This is a genomic window from Pseudomonas sp. MHK4 (assembly GCF_054600775.1).
In genome coordinates, this window is record NZ_BAAIAK010000011.1 from 117,876 (window position 1) to 135,684 (window position 17,809).

Consider the following 17,809-nt stretch of genomic DNA (forward strand, 5'->3'; position numbering starts at 1 on the left):
GCCATGTCACTCGCAATCGCCACCGCTCCACAGTCGCCTGAAACGGCCGTCTACCGCGCCACCATCCCCGCCGGCGAACCCTGGCTGATGGAGATCAAGGCCGGCCAGACCTTGCGCATCCTCGATCTGGAAGGCAACCAGGCGGTCGATACCCTGTTCTACAGCGTCGCCAATCCCAAGGAACGCTACGACGTGCAGCGCACCCTGCGCCGCCAGAACAGCGTGTACCTCACCACCGGCAGCGTGCTGTATTCCAACCTCGGCAAGCCGATGCTGACCATCGTCGCCGACACTTGCGGGCGCCACGACACCCTCGGCGGCGCCTGCGCGCAGGAGAGCAACACCGTGCGCTATGCCCTGGAAAAACGCCATATGCACAGCTGCCGCGACAACTACCTGCGCGCCTGCGTGCATGACGGGCGACTGGGTAAAGGCGACATCGGGCCGAACATCAATTTCTTCATGAACGTGCCGGTCACGGCGGATGGCGGGCTGACGTTCGAAGACGGGATTTCCGCACCGGGCAAGTACGTCGACCTGCGGGCCGAGATGGACGTGATCGTGCTGATCTCCAACTGCCCGCAACTGAACAACCCGTGCAACGCCTACAACCCGACCCCTGCGGAGCTGCTGGTATGGAACTGAAACTCGATCGCTTGCGCCGCTGGTTGTTTGCCCTGTGCCAGGCCCGCTCGAGCCAATGCCTTGTAGGAGCTGGCTTGCCAGCGAATGGGCCAGCACATTCAACAATGGTGTGACTGACACACCGCTTTCGCTGGCAAGCCAGCTCCTACAGGGGGCGGTGGTGTTTGAAGAAAGTTGATTTTCCCGTCGGGGACGACCCCGGCGCTCATCAAAAAACTGCGGGACGGCCCGCATCCCCTCCAGGGGTTATGCCATGTTCGAAAAAGTCCTGATTGCCAACCGTGGCGCCATCGCCTGCCGCATCCTGCGCACCTTGCGCGAACTGCAGGTTGCAGGCGTTGCCGTGTACTCCGAAGCCGATGCCGCCAGCCTGCACATCCTGCAAGCCGACGAGGCCCACTGCCTCGGTGAAGGCGCGGCGGCGGGCACCTACCTGGCGGTGGAAAAAATCCTCGCCATCGCCAAAGCCACTGGCGCCACGGCGATCCATCCCGGCTACGGTTTTCTCTCGGAAAACGCAGCCTTTGCCGAAGCCTGCGAAGCCGCCGACATCGCCTTCATCGGCCCGACGCCCGAACAGCTGCGGGTGTTTGGCCTCAAGCACACCGCCCGCGCCCTGGCCAAACAACACGGCGTGCCGATGCTCGAAGGCACCGAACTGCTCGACAGCCTCGACGCGGCACTGATCGCCGGCGAGCAAGTGGGTTATCCGGTCATGCTCAAAAGCACCGCCGGCGGTGGCGGTATCGGCATGCGCGTGTGCCGCAGCGCGACCGAGTTGAGCGAGTCCTTCGAAGCGGTCAAGCGCCTGGGCCAGAACAATTTCAGCGACGCCGGCGTGTTCATCGAGAAGTACATCCAGCGCGCCCGGCATCTGGAAGTGCAGGTGTTTGGCGACGGCCGTGGCGAGGTGATTGCCCTTGGCGTGCGCGACTGTTCGGTGCAGCGGCGCAATCAGAAAGTCCTCGAAGAAACCCCGGCGCCGAACCTGCCCGAGGGCATGGCCGATGAACTGTGCGCGGCAGCAATTAAACTGGCCAAGGCAGTGAATTACCGCAGTGCCGGCACCGTCGAGTTCGTCTTCGACAGCGAGGCCCAGCGGTTCTACTTCCTGGAAGTGAACACCCGGTTGCAGGTGGAGCACGGCGTCACCGAGCAAGTCTGGGGCGTCGACCTGGTGCGCTGGATGGTGCTACTGGCAGCGGGTGATCTGCTGCCGTTGAGCGTGTTGAGCCGAAGTCTGAAAGCTGACGGCCATGCGATTCAGGCACGACTGTATGCCGAAGATCCGGGGCGGGATTTTCAACCGAGTCCGGGCTTGCTGACTGCCGTTGATTTCCCCGTCGCCGACGGTAAACAGCTGCGCATCGACACCTGGGTCGAGGCCGGTTGCGAGATCCCGCCCTACTTCGATCCGATGATCGCCAAGGTCATCAGCTGGGCGCCGACCCGCGAAGAAGCCCGCGCCGAGCTGCATCAGGCATTGGGTGAAAGCCTGCTCTATGGGGTGGAAACCAACCGTGACTACCTGAGGCAGATTCTGCTCGATGTGCCTTTCGCCAGTGGTCAACCGTGGACCCGCTGTCTGGAAGGCCTGGTGTATCAAGCCAACACCTTTGAAGTGCTCAGCGCCGGCACCCAGACCAGTGTCCAGGACTACCCCGGCCGCCTCGGCTATTGGGCGGTCGGCGTGCCGCCATCGGGGCCGATGGACAGCCGTGCGTTGCGCCTGGGCAATCTCCTGCTGGGCAACGACGAAGGCGCTGCCGCGCTGGAAATCACCATGAGCGGGCCGTTGCTGCGGTTCAATTGCGATGCGGTGGTGGTGGTGACCGGTGCGGACATTGCGCTCACGCTAAACGGCGAATCGGTGCCGATGAACACCGCGCTGCTGGTTCCGTCCGGTGCGTCTTTGAGCCTCGGCACGATCGTAGGCGCTGGCGCGCGCAGCTATCTGTGCCTGCGCGGCGGCTTGCAGGTTCCGGATTATCTGGGGAGCAAAAGCACCTTCACCCTCGGCCAGTTTGGCGGGCATGGCGGACGTGCCTTGCGGGCAGGTGATGTGTTGCATCTGCCGGCGTTGAACGACCGTAGCGTCGGTGCGCAACTGCCTGAAATCGCTGAGTTGCCTGCCGTACGGCAAATCCGCGTCATCTACGGCCCCCACGGCGCACCGGAATACTTCACCGAAAACTACATCGGCACTTTCTTCGCCACACAGTGGGAAGTGCATTTCAACTCCAGCCGCACCGGCGTACGCCTGATCGGACCAAAGCCGGAATGGGTGCGTGCCGATGGTGGTGAAGCCGGCTTGCACCCATCGAACATCCACGACAATCCGTATGCGATCGGCGCAGTGGATTTCACCGGTGACATGCCGGTGATCCTCGGCCCGGACGGCCCAAGCCTGGGCGGTTTCGTGTGCCCGGTGACCGTGATCGAGGCGGATCTTTGGCAGCTGGGCCAGCTCAAGGCCGGGGACAAAGTGCAATTCACCCCCGTCGACATCAAGACCGCCCGCGATCTCGCCTGCAAATGGGACACCTGTAGGAGCTGGCTTGCCAGCGATGAAGTTGATGCGGTGTCTGGTCGGGCCTCATCGCTGGCAAGCCAGCTCCTACAGGGGGTTGTGTCGCCTGTGGTGCTGGATTTGGGTCAGGGGGATACGCAACTGGTGGCGAGGCTGTCGGGGGATACTCACCTTCTTCTCGAAATCGGTGCCCCCGAACTCGACCTCGTCCTGCGCTTTCGCGCCCACGCCCTCATGCAAGCCCTGGAAAGCAAACACCTGCACGGTGTGATCGACCTGACCCCGGGCATCCGCTCACTGCAAGTGCACTACCAACCCGAGCAATTGCCGCTCGCTGATCTGCTCGGCATCGTGGCCGGGGAATGGGACGCCGTGTGCGCCGCCAAGGACCTGCAGGTGCCCTCGCGCATCGTCCACCTGCCGTTGTCCTGGGACGATCCGGCCTGCCAGTTGGCGATCGAAAAATACATGACCACCGTGCGCAAGGACGCCCCCTGGTGCCCGAGCAACCTGGAGTTCATCCGTCGCATCAACGACCTGCCGAACCTCGATGAAGTGCAACGCACGGTGTTCGATGCCAGCTACCTGGTGATGGGCCTGGGTGACGTTTACCTCGGCGCGCCGGTTGCCACCCCGCTCGATCCGCGCCATCGCCTGGTGACCACCAAGTACAACCCGGCGCGCACCTGGACGGCGGAAAATTCGGTGGGTATCGGTGGCGCCTACATGTGCGTGTACGGCATGGAAGGCCCCGGCGGTTATCAGTTCGTCGGGCGTACGCTGCAGATGTGGAATCGCTACCGCGAAGTCGCCGCGTTCGATGGCAAACCCTGGCTGCTGCGCTTCTTCGACCAGATCCGTTTCTACCCGGTCAGCGCCGATGAACTGCTGCGCATTCGCCGGGATTTCCCCCTCGGCCGTTTCGATCTGGACATCGAGCACAGTCAGCTGAACCTGGCGGATTACCAGGCATTCCTGGCGCAGGAAGCCCAAAGCATCAACGCGTTTCGCGATCAGCAAAAAGGCGCATTCAACGCCGAACGAGAACGCTGGATCGCCAGCGGCCAGGCGCATTTCGACAGCGAAGAACTGGTTGCAGAGGCGAGCGAAGACGCGCCCCTGGCCAGCGGTCAACAGAGCGTCGACAGCCACATCGCCGGCAACCTCTGGCAAGTCCAGGTGCAGGCCGGCAGCCGGGTCGAAGCCGGTGATGTGCTGGTGATCCTGGAGTCGATGAAGATGGAAATCCCGCTGCTCGCGCCAATGGCCGGCGTGGTGCGGGAGATTCGCGTGCAGCCGGGTTCGGCAGTGCGCGCCGGACAGCGCGTCGTGGTGCTGGAACTCGACTGAACCCCTTTCGAAAGGACGAATACCATGAACATCAATCTGCAACTCGACGCCCTGCGCAACGCTTATCGCGACGGCAGCACCACGCCTCGTCAATTGCTGTTGAGCCTGCGCGACAAAGCAGCGGCACTGAACCCGGACTATCACCTGTTCATCCATTTGCTCAGCGCCGAAGAGCTGGAGCCCTACCTCGCCGCCCTCGACGGCCGCGACATCGACAGCTTGCCCCTGTACGGCGTGCCATTCGCGATCAAGGACAACATCGACCTGGCGGGCATTGCAACCACGGCGGCCTGTCCGGCGTTTGCCTACGTGCCGCGACGTTCGGCGACCATCGTCGAGCAACTGCTGGCGCTGGGCGCCGTGCCTCTGGGCAAGACCAACCTCGATCAGTTTGCCACCGGCCTCAACGGCACGCGCTCGCCCTACGGCGCGTGCCCCAACAGCGTGTTGCCGGAGTATCCGTCGGGTGGCTCCAGCGCCGGCTCATCCCTGGCGGTGGCGCTCGGTGTCGCGAGTTTTTCCCTGGGCACCGACACCGCGGGCTCCGGACGCGTGCCGGCGGCGTTGAACAATCTGGTGGGGATGAAAGCCACCAAGGGCCTGATTTCCACCGCGGGCGTGGTGCCGGCCTGTCGCACACTCGATTGCGTGACGACCTTTACCGCGACCGCCCGGGAGGCGAGTCAGTTGCTCGCATTGACCGCGAGACTTGATCCACGGGACGAGTACAGCCGCGCTAATCCACTGTGGAATGACGGCTCGGCATTCGGCGCCGTGCGGGCGTTCCGTTTCGGTGTGCCGCGGGCGCAAGACCTGGAATTTTTCGGCTGCGCTGAAGGGCCGCATTTATTTGCCGATGCGATCGAGCGACTCAAGGCCCTCGGTGGTGAAGTGGTGGAACTGGACCTGTCGCCCTTTCTCGAAGCCGCGCGTTTGCTTTACGAAGGCCCGTGGGTGTCTGAACGCTACAGCGTGGCCGGCGAATTGATGGAGCAAAATCCCGAGGCCGTACTGCCAGTCATTCGCGCCGTATTGGCCAAGGCCCCGGCCGTCACGGGCGTACAGACTTTCCGCGCACAATACCGACTGCAAGCGCTGAAAGCCTTGTGCGACAAAGCCCTGCAAGGTCTCCATTGCGTGGTCACACCCTCCATTGGTCGCCCGGTCACACTCGCAGAACTCGAAGCCGAACCGGTACGGCGCAACAGCGAACTGGGCTACTACACCAACTTCATGAACCTGCTCGACTACGCTGCCGTCGCGGTGCCCAGCGCGTTCATGGACAACGGCTTGCCCTGGGGCGTGACCCTGTTCGGGCGGGCGTTCACCGATCAGTATCTGTTGAGCCTGGCCGATGGCCTGCAGCGCCAGCAAGGACTGGCGGCCCCGGCACCGACCGCGGTTGCGCGCAATGACCAGGCGCGGCTGGTGGTCTGTGGCGCGCACCTCGATGGCCTGGCGTTGAACTGGCAGCTCAAACAACGCGGCGCACGCCTGGTGGAATCGACGTTCAGCTCGGCCGATTATCAGCTGTATGCCTTGGCCGGTGGCCCGCCGTTGCGTCCGGGCATGGTTCGGGTGCAGCACGGCGGCGTGGCGATTGCCGTGGAAGTCTGGGAATTGCCGAGCAGCGAACTGGGTTCGTTCCTCACCGGCATCCCGGCACCACTGGGGCTGGGCAAGGTGCAGCTGGCGGATGGTCGCTGGGAAAGCGGGTTCATCTGTGAGGCCTATGGGTTGGAGGGCGCGGTGGATATCAGCCATCTGGGCGGATGGCGCGCCTACCTCAAAACCCTCGCTTGACCTCCCAGGGGATCGTTCCCACGCCCCGCGTGGGAACGATCTGCGCCAGAACACAGGAACGACCATTCGCGACGCACATGGAGCAGTTATTTCCCGCGACAGCCCTTAGAATGCCTGCCATCGGATTGCTGACAATGGAACTGCCATGCCACTTCGCTCGCCGCTGTATTCCCAACGCTCGTTGGTCCTCACACTGATTGCGTTGCTGGGCGCGGGCTTCCTGGCCACCTCCTTTCTCAGTTACTACGCCTCGCGAGCGTCGATCCGCGACAACATCGTCAACACCGAGCTGCCGCTGACATCGGACACCGTCTACTCGGAAATCCAGAAAGACCTGGTCCGGCCGATCCTGATTTCCTCGATGATGTCCCGCGACACCTTCATGCGCGACTGGGTGGTCAACGGCGAACGCGACACCGGGCAGATGACCCGCTACCTCGACGAGGTCATGACCCACTACGGTGCCTACACGGCGTTTTTCGTCTCCGAGGCCAGCCTGACCTACTACCACGCCAAGGGAGTGCTCAAGCAGGTCAAGATCACCGAACCCCGCGATGCCTGGTACTTCCGTGTCCGTGACATGAAGGATCCCTACGAGATCAACGTCGATCCAGACCTCGCCAACAAGGACAACCTGACCGTCTTCATCAACTACAAGGTCTACGACTACAACAACCGCTTCATCGGCGCCGCGGGTGTCGGCCTGACGGTCGATGCCGTGATCAAGCTGATCGACAAATACCAGCAGCGCTACCAGCGCAGCGTGTACTTCGTCGACACCTTCGGCCGCCTGGTGCTCACCGGCGCCGAGGGCGGGCCGCAAGGTGCCCTCGCCGGGCAGACCCTGGCCGAACTCGACAGCATGAAAAACCTGCTCAGCCAACTGCCCAAGCCCCACAGCGGCAGCTACGAATATTCCGGCCAGGGCCAGGGACACTTCCTCAACGTGCGGTTCATCCCGGAGCTGAACTGGTATCTGTTCGTCGATAAGCGCGAAGACGGCGACCTCAGCGACATCCGCCGCTCGCTTTACCTCAACCTGCTGATTTGCCTGGTGGTCACGCTGACCGTGCTGGCCCTGCTCAACCGCGTGATCAACCGCTACCAGAGTCAGATCCAGACCCAGGCCACGCTCGACAGCCTGACGGAACTGCCCAACCGCCGCGGCTTCGACCTGCTGGCCGCGCAAGCGCTGCACGAGGCCCAGCGTGAACCCAGGCCGCTGACGGCGCTGCTGCTGGACCTGGACCACTTCAAGGCCTTGAACGACACCTACGGCCACCTGGCGGGCGATCAGGTGCTGATCGGCTTCGCCCGGGACCTGGAAAGCTGCCTGCGCCACTCCGACATCGTCTGTCGCTGGGGCGGTGAAGAATTCATCGTGCTGCTCAAGGACACCGACGCTGACAGCGGTCAGGTGATCGCCGAGAAAATACGCCAGCATGTGCAACGACAGCCCTATGCGTACAATGGCAGCCGCTTGCAACTGACCGTCAGCATCGGCCTGACCACCCTGCAGCCCGATGACACCTTGCATACCCTGCTGTCTCGGGCCGATCATGCGATGTATCGGGCCAAACAATCGGGCCGCAACCGAATCTGCGTAGAGCTACCGCATCCTGCCTATGACAAAGCCTGACCTCTGCCCGGCCTGCGGCGCAGCCAACGACTGCACCCTGGCCGACCCGCGAACCGCTGACCGCGCGTGCTGGTGCTACGGCGTCAGCATCGACCCGGCGGTGCTCCAGGCGCTGCCCGCCGAACTGCGTAACGCTGCCTGCCTGTGTCCGCGTTGCGCCGAGGTCGAAGCGCAGTTGCAAGCAACGCCGCCGTCGATCAAGTAAGATGCGCGCCCCCTTTCTTCACTGATCCTCACGTCATGCGCGTCGACCGCTTTCTCAGCAACCTGCCCTGCTTCAACCGCAAGCAGGTGCGCCTGTTGCTGGTGAAAAAACGCGTCAGGATCGACGGCAAAACCGTCAGCGATCCCCACGCCGACGTCCGCGAATTCAGTCGCGTCGAAGTCGACGAGGAGGTGCTGCAAGCCGGCAAACCGCTGCGCCACTTCATGCTCAACAAACCCGCCGGCTGCGTCAGCGCCACCCGCGACCCACAGCACCCCACCGTCCTCGACCTGATCACGGAGCCGGACAAGGATGACCTGCACATCGCCGGACGCCTGGATTTCAATACCACCGGGCTGATGCTCATCACCAACGATGGCAGTTGGTCGCGACGCCTGACCCAGCCGCAGACCAAACTGGCGAAGGTCTACTACGTTGAAACCGAGCAGGACATCGGCCCCGAATACGCGATCACCTTTCGCGAGGGGCTGTACTTCGCCTTCGAAGACCTCACCACCCAACCCGCCGGGCTAGAGCTGCTGGGCCCAAAATGCGCACGCCTGAGCATCGTCGAAGGGCGCTACCACCAGGTCAAGCGCATGTTCGGCCACTTCAACAACAAGGTGACGCGCCTGCATCGCGAATCCATGGGTCCACTGAAGCTCGACAACGCGTTGAAACCGGGTGAATACCGCCCGCTGAGCTTTGATGAGATCGAATTGATCTAAGCAGCCTACCGCTGAGCAGAAGTTGTCGAACAATTTGCCAAAGGCACTTGCGCGATGACGTGACCCCTGCTTGAATCAGGACGTCGGCCGAAATGTGACCGATGAGTCACAAGACGTATCTAAGAAACTTTTTGCCGGTAGGGACCCTTGGGTTCCGGCCTCACCCGGCAGACTGCCCGCCAATAACAATACCCGTCGACCGGACTGCAATGGATCGACATGGGCTAACAATTTCCAAGGCGTATGCCTACCTGTCACAAAGCTCGTGCAATCTCTTTTGCGCGCATACCCGCTTGCCAGGAGTCTTATGACATGAGGCCAGAAATCGCTGTGTTGGATATACAGGGTCAGTATCGGGTTTACACGGAGTTCTATCGCGCAGACGCCGCAGAGAAGACCATTATTCTGGTCAACGGCTCGATGGCCACGACTGCGTCGTTTGCTCAAACCGTGAAGAACCTCCACCCGCAGTTCAATGTGGTCTGCTACGACCAGCCCTACGCGGGCCGGTCCAAAGCCCACAACCTGCATGAGAAATTGCTGACCAAGGAAGTCGAAGGGCAGATCCTCCTGGAGCTGATCGACCACTTCGCCGCCGAACACGTGCTGTCGTTTTCCTGGGGTGGCGCCGCGACCCTGGTCGCCTTGGCCCAACAGCCTCGGCGCATCGAAAAAGCCGTGATCAGCTCGTTCTCCCCGGAGATCAATGCGCACATGCTCGATTACCTCGAGCGCGGTGTCGATTACCTGGGCAGCCGTGACGGTGATCGGGTCGGCAACCTGGTCAACAGCACCATCGGCAAACACTTGCCGACGCTGTTCAAGCGCTTCAACTACCGCCACGTCAGCAGCCTGGCCGATCACGAATACGGGCAAATGCACTTCCACATCAGCGACCTGCTGCACAGCGACCGCCAGTGCTTCTTCAAGGCGGCGCAGAAAATCAACGTACCGGTGCTGTTCATGAACGGCGAATGGGACGAATACACCGCCGCCGATGGCGCCCGGTTGTTCGCCGACCACGTGCAAGACGCCACCTTCATGACCCTGGGCGCTACCGGCCACTTTCTCGACATGGAACACAAAGCCGCCTGCCGAGACAGCCGCAATGCACTACTGGGGTTCCTGAAGCCGGCACAGCACGATAGCCGACCGCGTTACCACCACGTTCAGGACCACCATGCATTGTCCCTCTGAAACAGCGTCATCGCGAGCAAGCCCCGCTGCCCTTACGTAATCTGTAGGCGCGAGGCTTGCCCGCGAACGACCGTCAGAGGGTCCGTGCATGTGCTTCACCCGCGCTAAAGCCATCAAACGCAAAGAAAAACTTCATTTCCACGCGCACATCTGGTACAAAGTCACCGCTCTGAGCGGGTGTCGTATAATGGCATTACTCCAGCTTCCCAAGCTGATAACGAGGGTTCGATTCCCTTCACCCGCTCCAACCGAATTTTTGTCTCACGTTGTTTTTTGACGGGGGATACAGGTAAATAAAAACCGGCCTTTATGGCCGGTTTTTTTGTGCCTGGGGTTTGGATATCCGGCTTGTCATTCCGCTGGTCGACCAGCAAGTACGCCCACTGCTGTCGTGACTACTCTAAGTTCGTTAGCGTTTTTTTCTAAAAATCCGGTTTCAGTATCAATTTTCATCACGCATTAGCATTTTCACACCTGCGGAAATTAGCGTTTTCGCATAGGATCGACGTTCCGTTAGCGTTTTTCTCGCCTCAGTAAAGGATTTCGTCAATGCAAGTCGGTTTCAAGACCCTCGCTAACCGCTACGACATCGCCTTGGCGCAGCCCCTGCGCGTCGAGTCCATGATCGGCAGCACACGGGTCAGCCGCGAAAGCGATGGGCATGTGGAGAACCGGTATCCGCCAAGCTACCGGCCCGCAGACGACTTTGCAGGACATTTCGAATTCGGTCTCAAGTACGAAGACATTCATCTTGAGTTCTTTGCCCGCCTGTTTGCGGCCATCGGGTCGCAGCCTGTCGAAGACTGGTGTCGACGGGAGCCTTTCGGCCAGTACGCCCGTCGCACAGGATTCCTTTATGAATGGCTGACAGGGGAACATTTGGATGTGCCTGATGTGAGCAATGGCGCCTACGTTGATGCACTTTCGCCAAAAAATTACCTGACTCGTCGCGAGTCGTTACGAATTCGGCGTTGGCGCATCAATAACAATCTGCCGGGAACGGCTCAGTTCTGTCCCGTGATTCGCCGTACGGCGCCCGTGCAGGCAGCACTGCAATTCGAACCGCGAGAAGCATTGGCTGAGCTGGATCAGGCCTTTGGCGCCAACATCCTGATGCGTACGGCCAGTTGGCTGACGTTCAAGGAATCGCGTGCAAGCTTTCTCATCGAAAAGGAAGCCGACCAGGCTGATCGCATCCAGCGGTTTGCCCATGTCATTGCCCAATATTGCGGTCATATCGAAAACCCGTTGAGCAACGACAGCCTGCAGTCCCTGCAAGCCGGCATTCTGGGACATGACGCCATCGGCCTGGGCTTGCGGCACTCTCCCGTATTTGTGGGGCAAGCCACGATGCGCGAGGACATCGTGCACTACATCGCCCCTCACTCCAGCGACCTTGACCAGCTACTGGCGGGTCTCAACGAATTTGAGGTCGCAACGCGCGGTGCGGAATCGTTGGCACGTGCCGCTGTGTTGGCATTTGGCTTCGTCTATATCCACCCCATGCGCGATGGCAATGGCCGGATCCACCGCTTCCTGATCAACGACACCCTGATTCGAGACAAGGCAGTGCCCGACGGCGTCATCCTGCCGGTGTCAGCCACCATCACCAGCTCGATCGACTTCCGTGCCGGCTACGATCGTACGCTCAAAGTGTTCTCGCGACCTTTCATGCGACGTTACGCGACGGCCTATCGCTTCGGCGAACTGGTGACCTACGAGGACGGAACGCTCAGCAACTTCATCTTCGATGAATACGAGGATGCCTGTTTTGCCTGGCGGTATCCGGACCTGACCGAACACGTCCTGTACACCGCACGCGTCGTCGAGCACACGATTCGCACGGAAATGGCGGATGAAGCGCGCGTGCTGGTGATCTTTCAGCGAGCGCAGGAGCAACTGAAAGAGGTGCTGGAGATGCCCGACCAGGATGCGAACCGAATCATCCGTTCGATCAAGGAGAATGGTTGGGTGGTGTCGGGCAAGCTGAAGAAAGGGTATGCGCAGCTTGAAGATGAGCGCTTGGCGGAACGGGTTGTGGAGGCTGTGCGTTCGGCGTTTGAAGATCGGGAGATGGGAGGCAGTGAAGAGGAATAAACTCGTCACCTTTTCCAGCCTGTCACATCAGTTGCCCACTATGATCAGATCAATGCGGAGACCGTGTAATGGACATTAAACCTATCCGCAGCCAAGAGGGCCTGACCGCTGCATTTGCGCGCGTGGAGCAACTGTGGGGTGCAAAAATGGGTTCGCCTGAAGGCGATGAGCTGGAAATTCTGGCGTTGCTCATCGAGAAGTACGAAGACGAGCATTACCCGATGCCACCCTCAGATCCGATTGAGGCAATCTAATTTCGCACGGTGGGTTGCGAATTCCTTACGAAAGTTTGCTCGCGCGCATTGCCTGACGAGTACTCCTGCTTTGTCCCGGTCTGGATTTTTGACTGGGACTAGCGATACAGACAACCGGTCCGAAGTGGCCGATTTTTTGTGTCTCGGATCAAGGCACTATCAGTTCTGCTAGTACGGGCGCGCAATCAGATACTGTAAAACAACAGTACCGTCCTTATAAGTATCCAGAAGCCTTCCATGGTCACGCCCACTCAAGTCGAGATAAACGAACGAAAAACGATTCTACTTGCGACCAATCAGAACCAATCCATTCTGTCGCAAGTGAGTCAAGGTGATGTGAGTCCAATGGCATACACCGCCTATGGGTTCCGTTCAGCCGATCGCCGTTGTTCAACCCGTCTTGGTTTCAATGGTGAGTTTCAGGAATCACAGACTCATTGGTACTTATTGGGCAACGGTCATCGAACCTACAACCCGGTGCTGATGCGGTTTCATTCACCTGACAAATTCAGCCCATTTGCTGCGGGTGGATTAAACCCGTACACCTATTGCGTCGCAGATCCCGTAAATAATCGTGATCCCACAGGGCGATTCGCGATACCGGCTATTGTGAATCTTCTATCAGGCGTTGGAGGCGCGACATCATCGATCGGAGGAATGGGTCTTGCCCTGTCAACAAGTGGTCGTTTTCGTAGGCAGGGAATTTTGGCTCTGGGTACGGGAGTGACAGGCGTGCTGCTCGGTGCCGCGGCGATTGCAAACCCTGCCTCGGTAATAGCACCCGTTCTGGCGGGTGCGAGTGTTACCGCAGGGGCTGCCACCCTAACGCTGGCTTACAGAGCGGCAAGAGAAGCAACGGCAAGAAGCACTCAATGGTTTCAATCGGTGGATAGGGTCCTAGACCGTCCGCCTCGATATTCAACTTTGTCATTTCTGGATTCGCCGCCATCGTTCTCCACCTTGAACCTTGGTCCACCGCCACCATACAGTCCACCGATAGCCCTGACTCCCATTGCCCCCATGCATTCAACCGCACGCGGTGCATCGCCTCAAGCTGGACGTCTATCGCAAAGCACACGGCTTGCGAGAGACCAGGAGAACCTCTTGAATCACCTCGAGCTTCACACAGCCCGGATGAGCGAGCTTCCTCAACTGCAATTCATAGATGAAACCACCTCCGCAGCCAGGACAATCAGACGCCCAAACTAGACGTGGATTTACTCTCGAATCTCATCAGGCATTAGCCTTTCCACGAGCACTGGATCTATAGATGCCGGCTTCTCCTGCACGCAAAACCTCGCAATACATCAACTCTCTCCTTTCAGGCTTGCCCAAAGCCATGTCCGCAGCGGCCTTATAGACTCGATTCCTATCGCTGTCCCACCGATCCCGGACGACTTGGTGGTTATAGTGTTGATTAAAAAAAATCAGTGGGTATAGTAACCACAAGCACGCCACAGGGAGGTGATGTGAATAGCCGATTTTTGATTAGCCAACTCGTTGCGGACGGCTGGTATCTGGTACGAATCAGAGGCAGCCATCACCACTTCAAGCATCCGACGAAACCGGGGCTGGTGACAGTCCCTCACCCGAAGAAAGATCTTCTCAAGAAAACGGCCATCAGTATTTTGCAACAGGCGCTGCTCTGACAAACGCTGCGCTGAGTCCTCGGAGGACAATGACAATGCTTTACCCGATTGCGATTTCAATGGGAGATGAGGAGCACGCCTGGGGCGTTGAAGTCCCTGACATTCCGGGCTGCTTTTCCGCCGGAGAAGATCTGGATGATGCGATGGCGATGGCCCGAGAAGCCATTGAAGGCCATTTCGAGATTCTGGCCGAAGGGGGTTCAGCGATTCCTCCCGCGAATAAAGTGACACTGCACGCAGCCAACCCAAAGTACGCCGGGTGCGCATGGGCACTGGTGGACATCGACGTTACCAAATATCTGGGCAAGGCCCAGAAGCTGAACATCACACTGCCTGGGTACCTGCTCAACCGTATCGATGAGTATGTGCTGCACCACCCGGAAGAAAAAAGCCGTTCAGGCTTTCTGGCTTCGGCAGCACTCAAGGTATTGCAGCAGAGCTGATAAGCTTATTGCACCGATCTATCAACCGGCCCGAGTGGCCGGTTTTTTGTGGCCGGAGTTTAATGAATGCTGGATCTCAGGCGACACCATTGCTAAAAAAAGTAAGGTCCTACAATAGTATGGGAAATGTCCGTACACTCGCGCGTTGCTGTGCCTTAGTCATGAGACCTATAGTCCGAGCGCGCCCCAAATGGCGTATCGGGTTTGGCGACTCGATGGCAAGGCACAGAAATCTCCGAGCCAGCTCGGAGCGTTTCTGAACGTACTTGGCTACCTGTTTTTTGGTGGCTGTGCGTGGGAGATCTTCGGGTCTGCCGGTTTGTGCCTTGTCCGGTTCGCCAACCCGCGTACAGCTACCACCCTTTGTTTGGCGACGATGAGTGGTAGTTCACCTAACTTCAAGGTAATCACTCATGAACGAATATATGGCTTTAACCAGTAACGCCGACGATCTCCCCTCGTTTTACATCAACACCACTCAACCGTTGCATTCGCTGCTCAGCAGTGCTCGTTACCGAATCGGCGCCGTGACGCAAGTTCTCGAAAACCTCGCGATGCGCGGTGAGATCAGCACAGACTCAGTCATCCTCAGCGACTTCGCATTGTTGTGCAGCATTCCTTTGCGCGATGGCTGCGATGTGCTGGATGTCATCGCTCGGCGCATGGATGCGCAACCGTCGTGACGATCGATCGGGCGCCTTTCCAGGCGCCCTTTTTGTTTCCGATGTACAGGGAGGACAATGAACATGCTTTACCCGATTGCGATTTCAAAGGGCAATGATGACCACGCGTGGAGCGCAGAAGTCCCCGACATACCAGGTTGTTTTTCTGCCGGTGAAGATCTGGATAATGTGATGGCCATGGCCCGCGAAGCCATTGAGGGTCACTTGGAAATCCTCGCAGAGGATGGGGTCTCTATCCCCTTAGCCAGCGACGTTACACTGCATGAGGACAATCCAAAGTACGTAGGTTGTACGTGGGCGTTGGTGGACATCGATGTGCGCACCAAATGGACTCACTGGAGCGTCCGACTTATGACTCATCTCTGCCTTTGTCACCTCAGCGCGTCGCCACCAGAAACAACCGCGGGAACGGCAGCAATACCGAACCGTCGTCCAATGCCGGATAGGCCTGTTCGATTGCAGCCTGATACTGCTTCAGAAATTGCACGCGTTGCGTCTCATCCAACGGTTCGAGGAACGGCCGCAAGCCGCTGCCCTTGAACCACTCCACCACACCCGACGCGCCGCCCGTTAGCGGATGATGGTAAGTGGTGCGCCATACATCGACGCGGGTGCAACAGGCTTTGAGCATCGAGTAATAAACGTTGGCATCGGCCATTTCAGTCCGTTGCTTGGCGGCGCCTGCCAGTTTTTCGGCCCACGGGCCTTGTGCCGCGACTTCGCGCATCAAGCGGTGCGAGGGTTGATTGAGGTTGTCCGGCATCTGGATCGCCAGGCTGCCACCGGGCGCGAGCTTGCTCACCAGCGCAGGCAGTAATGTGGCGTGATCGGGTACCCATTGCAGCACCGCGTTAGCGAAAATCACGTCGAACGGGCCAGTGTCATTCCAGGTGTCGATGTTCGCGATGTCGAACTGCACCTGGGGCAGGCGCTTGCGCGCGGCCTCGATCATGTCGGTTGAACTGTCCAGGCCACGTACGGTGGCGTCGGTGAAGCGCTCCACCAGCAATTCGGTCGAGTTACCCGGACCGCAACCGATGTCGATGGCCGAGCGCACCGTCCCGGTGGGGATGGCGGCCAGCAGGTCGCGGGCTGGACGGGTGCGCTCATCTTCAAAAGCGACGTATTGTATGGCGGACCACCTCATTGCGTTCTCCTGTTGGTGCGTTGTCTGGGGCTTGGCTGACAACCGGTTCGCTACGATACATCGACTGGTGGGTAGTGCTCTATTGCACCTTTGGTGGGAATTGTCGGTGCGGGGATTCGACTTGCTGGCGAAGGCGGCCTTGAAGATTGCGATGATCTTGCGGCCGTCATCGCTGGCAAGCCAGCTCCTACAATGGATCGGGTGCGGCCGCTAGAAATTGGTCGGCTGTCAGGCCGTCATCGCTGGCAAGCCAGCTCCTACAGTGGATCGGGTGCGGCCGGCAGGGATTGGTCGGCTACGAGGCCGTCATCGGTGCGATGCGGCGGTCCGACAAGCCAGCCCCTACAGGATTTTCCATCGGGTAGTGGGTAAAAAGCCGAATTTTCATCTCGTCACCGATGTCTGAATTCCAGGTGCATCCCCAATAAGGAAAACGGCCATGAAATTCGCAAAAATCGCCCAGAAACTTGCCCTCTGGACCGGCAGCCCCACGACGTTCCTGGGGGCGATCATCCTGATTTTAGTGTGGGGGGTGAGTGGGCCAATTTTTGGTTTCAACGATACCTGGCAGCTGGTCATCAACACCTCGACCACCATCATCACCTTCCTCATGGTGTTCCTGATCCAGAACACCCAGAACCGCGACACGGACATCCTGCACCTGAAGGTCGATGAGTTGCTGCGGGTGACAAAGGAGGCACAGAACGCGATGCTGGGCCTTGAGGCGCTGGACCTCAAGGAGCTGGAAGCCTTGAGAAAGCACTACCGCAGCCTTGGCGAAGGCCAGACCATTTCCATTGATGGCACCGTGGTCCAGGAAAAAGGCAAACAGGACCTGAATAAATGCTGACCGAAGTTACGCGGGTAACCCAGCGTTACCCGCGTACGCGAAGGGTCAGCGACTGGCTTGCAGGGCCCTGGCCATTTGCAGGTGATTTTGCAGTTTTGGCAGGGTTTCTTCAGCGAACGCCTTGATTTGCGGCACGTCGGTGGTCTGCGCCGTTTGCTCGAGTTGCTCGATGGCTTGCTCGGTGGTCTCGACCTGACTGGCCGCGTAAGCCTCATCGAAAGACGCGCCTTCCGAGACTTGCGGCATCAGGGTCTTGGCTTTTTCCACCACCTCTTCGCGAGGCGCCACCGGCAGATCCAGTTGCTTGGCGATTTTCGCCAGGTGCTGGTTGGCGGTGGTGCGATCATTGATCACCACGATGGTGTAGTCCTTGACCTCTTTGGATTCGGACTTCTGGTGTGCCAGGCGACTGGCTTCGATGTCGGCAATGCCCTGGGCCGATGCATCGTTGATGAATTCGGTGGGGGACTGGGCGAAGGCACTGGTGGCACACAGGCCCAGTAATGCGGCCAGGCCGCCATTGCGTAATCGGGTGGCCATGCGGTTCATGGTCGCGCCCTCCTCGGTAAAAATTCAAACGGGAGCTTTC

The 17,809-nt window shown here is 59.5% G+C and carries 15 protein-coding genes, 1 tRNA gene and 2 pseudogenes; 16 read left to right on the forward strand and 2 right to left on the reverse strand.

The features are described 5' to 3' along the window. Window positions 1-3: 3 nt before the first annotated feature. From ACYP2Q_RS24185 to ACYP2Q_RS24255, 15 genes and pseudogenes are all read left to right on the forward strand, one after another. Window positions 4-645: an urea amidolyase associated protein UAAP2 gene (locus ACYP2Q_RS24185; RefSeq protein ID WP_459732787.1), complete on the forward strand. Its 642-nt coding sequence runs from the start codon at window positions 4-6 to the stop codon at window positions 643-645. A gap of 253 nt (window positions 646-898) precedes the next feature. Further along, window positions 899-4,525 carry an urea carboxylase gene (uca, locus tag ACYP2Q_RS24190; protein WP_459732788.1) on the forward strand — a complete coding sequence of 1,209 codons (3,627 nt, stop codon included), beginning with the start codon at window positions 899-901 and terminating at the stop codon, window positions 4,523-4,525. Between the two features lie 24 nt (window positions 4,526-4,549). Beyond that, a complete protein-coding gene (atzF, locus tag ACYP2Q_RS24195) occupies window positions 4,550-6,328 on the forward strand; it encodes an allophanate hydrolase (RefSeq protein ID WP_459732789.1) in 1,779 nt (592 codons plus the stop codon). Window positions 6,329-6,473: 145 nt separating this feature from the next. After that, window positions 6,474-7,967, forward strand: coding sequence for a sensor domain-containing diguanylate cyclase (locus ACYP2Q_RS24200; protein WP_459732790.1), 1,494 nt, complete (start codon window positions 6,474-6,476; stop codon window positions 7,965-7,967). After that, window positions 7,954-8,172, forward strand: coding sequence for a cysteine-rich CWC family protein (locus ACYP2Q_RS24205; RefSeq protein WP_459732791.1), 219 nt, complete (start codon window positions 7,954-7,956; stop codon window positions 8,170-8,172). The genes ACYP2Q_RS24200 and ACYP2Q_RS24205 overlap by 14 nt, the downstream gene beginning before the upstream one ends. 35 nt (window positions 8,173-8,207) lie before the next feature. Beyond that, window positions 8,208-8,900 carry a pseudouridine synthase gene (locus tag ACYP2Q_RS24210; RefSeq protein WP_459732792.1) on the forward strand — a complete coding sequence of 231 codons (693 nt, stop codon included), beginning with the start codon at window positions 8,208-8,210 and terminating at the stop codon, window positions 8,898-8,900. A gap of 312 nt (window positions 8,901-9,212) precedes the next feature. Continuing rightward, window positions 9,213-10,097: an alpha/beta fold hydrolase gene (locus tag ACYP2Q_RS24215; RefSeq protein WP_459732793.1), complete on the forward strand. Its 885-nt coding sequence runs from the start codon at window positions 9,213-9,215 to the stop codon at window positions 10,095-10,097. A gap of 173 nt (window positions 10,098-10,270) precedes the next feature. After that, window positions 10,271-10,344: transfer RNA gene (locus ACYP2Q_RS24220), tRNA-Gly, on the forward strand. Between the two features lie 302 nt (window positions 10,345-10,646). Continuing rightward, window positions 10,647-12,194, forward strand: a complete 1,548-nt coding sequence (locus ACYP2Q_RS24225) for a Fic family protein (RefSeq protein WP_459732794.1) — start codon at window positions 10,647-10,649, stop codon at window positions 12,192-12,194. A 68-nt stretch (window positions 12,195-12,262) separates the two neighbouring features. After that, a pseudogene (locus tag ACYP2Q_RS24230) lies at window positions 12,263-12,445 on the forward strand (helix-turn-helix domain-containing protein); the annotation flags it as partial. Between the two features lie 348 nt (window positions 12,446-12,793). Continuing rightward, window positions 12,794-13,657: an RHS repeat-associated core domain-containing protein gene (locus ACYP2Q_RS24235; RefSeq protein WP_459732848.1), complete on the forward strand. Its 864-nt coding sequence runs from the start codon at window positions 12,794-12,796 to the stop codon at window positions 13,655-13,657. Between the two features lie 260 nt (window positions 13,658-13,917). Then, window positions 13,918-14,097: a type II toxin-antitoxin system HicA family toxin gene (locus ACYP2Q_RS24240; RefSeq protein WP_077184214.1), complete on the forward strand. Its 180-nt coding sequence runs from the start codon at window positions 13,918-13,920 to the stop codon at window positions 14,095-14,097. 35 nt (window positions 14,098-14,132) lie between these two features. Beyond that, window positions 14,133-14,540: a type II toxin-antitoxin system HicB family antitoxin gene (locus tag ACYP2Q_RS24245; protein ID WP_274073492.1), complete on the forward strand. Its 408-nt coding sequence runs from the start codon at window positions 14,133-14,135 to the stop codon at window positions 14,538-14,540. 413 nt (window positions 14,541-14,953) lie between these two features. Then, window positions 14,954-15,223 (forward strand): short-chain dehydrogenase, encoded by a 270-nt coding sequence (locus ACYP2Q_RS24250; protein ID WP_459732795.1) that lies wholly within the window; start codon window positions 14,954-14,956, stop codon window positions 15,221-15,223. A gap of 63 nt (window positions 15,224-15,286) precedes the next feature. Continuing rightward, window positions 15,287-15,541, forward strand: a pseudogene (locus ACYP2Q_RS24255) (type II toxin-antitoxin system HicB family antitoxin); the annotation flags it as partial. 58 nt (window positions 15,542-15,599) lie between these two features. Here ACYP2Q_RS24255 and tam read toward each other — a convergent pair. After that, on the reverse strand, window positions 15,600-16,370 hold the full coding sequence (gene tam, locus ACYP2Q_RS24260; protein ID WP_459732796.1) for a trans-aconitate 2-methyltransferase: 771 nt from the start codon (window positions 16,368-16,370) through the stop codon (window positions 15,600-15,602). Between the two features lie 439 nt (window positions 16,371-16,809). Here tam and ACYP2Q_RS24265 point away from each other — a divergent pair, with 439 nt between their 5' ends. Next, window positions 16,810-17,220 (forward strand): low affinity iron permease family protein, encoded by a 411-nt coding sequence (locus tag ACYP2Q_RS24265; RefSeq protein ID WP_323626666.1) that lies wholly within the window; start codon window positions 16,810-16,812, stop codon window positions 17,218-17,220. 45 nt (window positions 17,221-17,265) lie between these two features. Here ACYP2Q_RS24265 and ACYP2Q_RS24270 read toward each other — a convergent pair whose 3' ends face one another. Beyond that, window positions 17,266-17,769 (reverse strand): DUF4142 domain-containing protein, encoded by a 504-nt coding sequence (locus ACYP2Q_RS24270; protein ID WP_459732797.1) that lies wholly within the window; start codon window positions 17,767-17,769, stop codon window positions 17,266-17,268. Between the last annotated feature and the right edge of the window lie 40 nt (window positions 17,770-17,809).